General features: G+C 64.6%; 5 protein-coding genes and 1 pseudogene. All 6 read right to left on the reverse strand.

The window, feature by feature from the left end; all coding sequences use genetic code 11:
• Positions 1-332 (reverse strand): annotated as a pseudogene (locus ENZ75_RS21465) (phosphonate ABC transporter, permease protein PhnE); the annotation flags it as partial.
• A 57-nt stretch (positions 333-389) separates the two neighbouring features.
• Positions 390-1298, reverse strand: a complete 909-nt coding sequence (phnD, locus tag ENZ75_RS21470) for a phosphonate ABC transporter substrate-binding protein (protein ID WP_063169040.1) — start codon at positions 1296-1298, stop codon at positions 390-392.
• 92 nt (positions 1299-1390) lie between these two features.
• Positions 1391-2248 (reverse strand): phosphonate ABC transporter ATP-binding protein, encoded by an 858-nt coding sequence (gene phnC / locus ENZ75_RS21475; protein ID WP_063169039.1) that lies wholly within the window; start codon positions 2246-2248, stop codon positions 1391-1393.
• Between the two features lie 374 nt (positions 2249-2622).
• On the reverse strand, positions 2623-3240 hold the full coding sequence (locus tag ENZ75_RS21480) for a DapH/DapD/GlmU-related protein (protein ID WP_063169038.1): 618 nt from the start codon (positions 3238-3240) through the stop codon (positions 2623-2625).
• Positions 3237-3944, reverse strand: a complete 708-nt coding sequence (phnL, locus tag ENZ75_RS21485; RefSeq protein ID WP_063169037.1) for a phosphonate C-P lyase system protein PhnL — start codon at positions 3942-3944, stop codon at positions 3237-3239. The genes ENZ75_RS21480 and phnL overlap by 4 nt, the downstream gene beginning before the upstream one ends.
• A 208-nt stretch (positions 3945-4152) precedes the next feature.
• On the reverse strand, positions 4153-4761 hold a 609-nt coding region (gene phnK, locus ENZ75_RS21495), incomplete at its 5' end, for a phosphonate C-P lyase system protein PhnK (RefSeq protein WP_128278298.1).

Consider the following 4761-nt stretch of genomic DNA (forward strand, 5'->3'; position numbering starts at 1 on the left):
ATGTAGAAGCTGCCCCAGACATAGGCGCGGCCAAGCGGAAAATTGAATTCCTGGGTACCGGTGTCATGCGGGGAAGTGATGTCGAACATCGCCCGCCAGACATCGTTCCAGTCCTTGGGGACGAGCCAGCTCAGGAAATCCAGCAAATGCGGCAACCGGTCGAAGAAATGCCCGGCATTGGCCTCGTCGGCGAACCACATGGTGCTGCCGAGCGCGGTGATGAGCAGGCCGACACCGATGGCGGTGTAGAGCCGGCGCAAGGACGTCTGGCGACGCCAGGCGTCGGCCATCTGGTGAGTGGCGCCGGAAGGGGCTGTCACGGAAAGGGTCATGATCGGACATGCAAGAAGGGCGGCGTTTTCTCGACGCCGCCCTTCCTGGTTTCGCCGTTAGCCGCCGATGGCTGCCTTACGGGCTTCGACGATGACGTTGTAGAAGTCCGCCTTAACCGGGACGTAGCCGGTAAAGTCGCCGCCCTCGACGCCTTCGAAGCAAGCCTTGTCCTTCTTCGGCAACTGCGTGAAGAAGTCGGCGAGCTTGGCGGTCATTTCGTCGCCGAGCGCGGTGCGCACGACCAGCGGGCCGTTCGGGATCAGACCCGAGCGCCAGACTTCGACGAAGTCGTTGGGGTCGACGGCGCCCTTGGCGACTTCCTTGTGGAAGGTGCCGGAGGTGTAGCCGTCCTTGAAGTCGCCGATGCCGGAAGAATCGTCCACCGCCACGTCGACCTTGCCGTCACGCACGGCCAGGACGTTGTTCTCGTGACCGCCGTTGAACTGGGTCGAGGCGAAGAAGGTTTCGTTCGAAGCGCCGGTATCCTTCGGGATCTGGGTCAGCGGGATCAGGTAGCCGGAGGTAGAATCCGGATCGGCGTAGCCGAGCTTCTTGCCCTTGGCCGACTTGATGTCGGTGATGCCGGAGGATTTCAGCGCCAGGCCGATCGAATAATAGCCGGTGGCGCCGTCGGTCTGCTGGGTGGTGAGGATCGGGGTGACCGCCTTCGGGTCCTTGAGAGCGACGCTGGCGTAGCCGGAAGCGCCGAGTTCGGCGAAGTCGAGCGTGCCGCCGAGCAGGCCCTGGATGACGCCGTCATAGTCGGCGGCGGGGAACAGCGAGACCTTTTCGAAGCCGAATTCGGCCTTCAAATGGTCGGCGAGGCACTGGTAGTTGCGCAGCCGGTCGGTTTCGTTTTCGCCGCCGAGAATGCCGACGCGAAATTCCTTCATGTCGGCGGCATGGGCCATGCTGGTCGCCATGGCGAGCACCGAAACGGCGCCAAAGACCATCTTCCTGAACATTGGATATTTCTCCTGTAGGTTCCGGCCCCGCGCCGGCAGCGTTATCGATTTTGACAGGTGCCCTTGACGTGGGCTGGCGATCCCAACCGCTCTCAATATCCCGGGAATGCGGGCTCGAGCGGTCCGGCGGATGCGGCGATCTTTCGGCTGAAGGCAACGCTGGTCGAGGTGATGGCCTCGGAGATTTCCTGGCCATTGCTGTCGGCGCCGTAGACGAGGCGCACCGCCTCGCGGTTGAGCTCTTCCGGCGGGCCGTCGAAGACGACCTTGCCGGCAGCCATGCCGATGATGCGGTTGCAGTAGGTGCGGGCGGTGTCCAGCGTGTGCAGATTGGTGACGACGGTGATGCCTTCGCGCAAATTGATGTCCTGCAGCGAATCCATCACCACCTTGGCGTTGAGCGGGTCGAGCGAGGCGATCGGCTCGTCGGCGAGGATCACTCTGGGCTGCTGCATCATGGCACGAGCGATGGCGACGCGCTGCTGCTGGCCGCCCGACAAGGTGCCGGCGGGCTGCAGCGCGGTGCGGACGATGTCGAGCCGCTCGAGTGCCGCGACCGCCTCGGCGCATTCGGCGCGGGAGAACATGCCGAACAGGTTGGTGATGGTCGAGCGGTGGTTCAGCTTGCCGAGCAGCACATTGGTCAGCACGTCGAGGCGCGGCACCAGGTTGAACTGCTGGAAGATCATGGCGCAGTCACGCTGCCAGCGCCGCAGCGGCGAACCGCTCAGCTTCGAGACCTCGGCGCCGTCAAAAAAAATCGACCCCTGGCTGGGATCGATGAGACGGTTGATCATGCGAAGGAGGGTTGATTTGCCGGCGCCCGAACGGCCGATAATGCCAACCATCTGACCCTGCGGGATCGCGATGTTGATGTCGCTGACGGCAGTGTTCTTGCCAAATCGTCGGGTGACACCGCGGATTTCGAGCGTGGCGGAATTTGCTGGCATGGGGGCAGGTTCCAGTCCGGGACCATTGATCGTCAGGCTCTCGCCTAACGCAGCCACATGAACCTGCCGTGTCGCGATGATGTCAGTTTTGTTACGCTCCACAGGCCGGAGTCTGCGGCCGGCCCAGGATCAGCAGTCGAAGGTGATGTGGAATGCAGGCCTGGCGAGCTGGCGCCGGTGGCCAGACGGCACCACTTGATGCGCATATACTCGCCCGTCGCGCGCCGGCGATGGCGAGGCCGTCCTTCAGGCGTTCCAGACAAGGGCCGTCATGGCGTCGATGCCGGTGTCGAGAGGCACGTCATGCGGATAGCAGGGGCGGGGGCGGTTTGCCCCCGCTGCCCAGCGTCAGTGACAGCCCGTTCCTGGCGTCGCTATCCGCCATATTTCTCCAAGAACGCCTCGGCCTCGAGCTCCCGGAAGTCATCCAACGCGGCCCGCAGCCTTGCATGGTCCCAGTCCCACCAGGCCAGCGCCTGGTAGCGTTCGGCCGTGCGGCGATCGAAGCGCTCGCGGATCGGCTTTGCCGGCACGCCGGCGACGATCGTATAGGGCGCTACATCTTTCGAGACGACAGCGCCGGCGCCGACCGCGGCGCCATCGCCGATGGTGACACCGGGCAGGATGGTCGAGCCGTGACCAAGCCAGGTGTCGTGGCCGATGGTGACCCGCTTGGCGCGGCGTTGGGCGAAGAATTCGCTCTCGTGCTCGGCATCGTCCCAGTAGTCCGAGGCGCGATAGGTGAAGTGATGCAGCGTCGGCCGCCAGGTCGGGTGGTTGGTGGCGTTGATGCGCACGCTGGCCGCGATGTTGGCGAACTTGCCGATCGTCGCACACCAGACCGAGCAGTCCTGCATCATGTAGGAATAGTCGCCAAGTTCGCTTTCCGAGACCCGGCTACGGTCGGCGATCTCGGTCCAGCGGCCGAGCGTCGAATTCTGTACATCCGCCGTCGGGTGGACCAGCGGCGTCTCGGACAATTTCCTGGTCATGCGGCGATTTTTCCGGGCGCGAAAGCGGTGACGTCGATGATGCGGTCGGCAACCGCCTCGCGTACATCGTGGTCATGGAAGATGCCGAGCAGGGCGACACCTGCAGCCTTCTTGGCGGCGATGAGTTCGATCACGACATCGCGGTTCCTGGCATCGAGCGAGGCTGTCGGCTCGTCGAGCAGCAGGATCGGATGCTCGGTGATGAAGCCGCGCGCGATGTTGACGCGCTGCTGCTCGCCGCCGGAGAAGGTCGCAGGCGGCAAAGCCCAGAGTTTCTCCGGCAGGTTGAGCTGCGCCAGCAAGGCGCGCGCCTTGTCCCTTGCGGCTTCGCGATTCTCGCCGCGCTCGACCAGCGGTTCGGCGACGACGTCGAGCGCCGAGACGCGCGGCACGGTGCGCAGGAACTGGCTGACATAGCCGATCGTTTGCCGGCGTATGGCCAGCACGGTGCGCGGGCTGGCGGTGGCGAGGTCGATCAGCCCATCATCATGCGTGACGATGATCTGGCCTTCGTCGACGGCGTAGTTGCCGTAGAGCATCTTCAGGATCGAGCTCTTGCCGGCACCGGAAGGACCGCCGAGCACGGTGCATTCGCCAGCCCTGATCGAGAACGAGACACCGGCGACAACAGGCAGTTTGATGCCGTCGCGCAGGTGCATGGTGAAACTCTTGGCGACGTCGGAGACAACGAGGGGGGTTGCCATCAGAAGGGCCTCCAATTGTCGTTCGTTTGCGGGCCAACGCCTCCCTCTGCCTTGCCAGGCATCTCCCCCTCAAGGGGGGAGATCGGCAGCTTTCTCGTTGCGCTTGTTCTGCAACGTTGGAGAGTGGCGAAACCGAGGACGATAGCCAATCTCCCCCCTTGAGGGGGAGATGGCCGGCAGGCCAGAGGGGGGTGCCTTGGCGCCATCGTCAAACCTGCAAAATCGAGGAAACAAGCAATTGCGTGTAAGGCGCGCGCGGGTCGTCGAGCACGCGGTCGGTGAGGCCGCTTTCGACGACGCGGCCGTCCTTCATCACCATCATGCGCTGCGACAAGAGCCGCGCCACGGCAAGGTCGTGGGTGACGACGATGGCCGCCAGACCGAGATCGGTGACCAGACCACGCAGCAGGTCGAGCAGGCGGGCTTGCACCGAGACATCGAGGCCGCCTGTTGGCTCATCCATGAACACCAGGCGCGGCCCGGTGACGAGGTTGCGGGCAATCTGCAGGCGCTGGCGCATGCCGCCGGAAAAGGCGCGGGGCTCGTCGTCGATGCGGTCCTCGTCGATCTCGACGCGCGACAGCCAGTCGACGGCGGTGGCGCGGATCCTGCCGTAGTGACGGTCGCCGACCGCCATCAGCCGCTCGCCGACATTGGCGCCCGCCGACACCGTCATGCGCAGGCCGTCGGCGGGGTTCTGATGGACAAAACCCCAGTCGGTGCGCATCAGGAAGCGGCGCTCGGCCTCGCTCATGCGGTAGAGCTCGCGGAACTGGCCGTCGCGCATGCGGTAGCTGGCGGTGCCGGAGCTCGGCAG

Origin of the sequence: Mesorhizobium sp. M7A.F.Ca.CA.002.04.1.1, assembly GCF_004022805.1 — a bacterium.
GTDB lineage: Bacteria > Pseudomonadota > Alphaproteobacteria > Rhizobiales > Rhizobiaceae > Mesorhizobium > Mesorhizobium ciceri.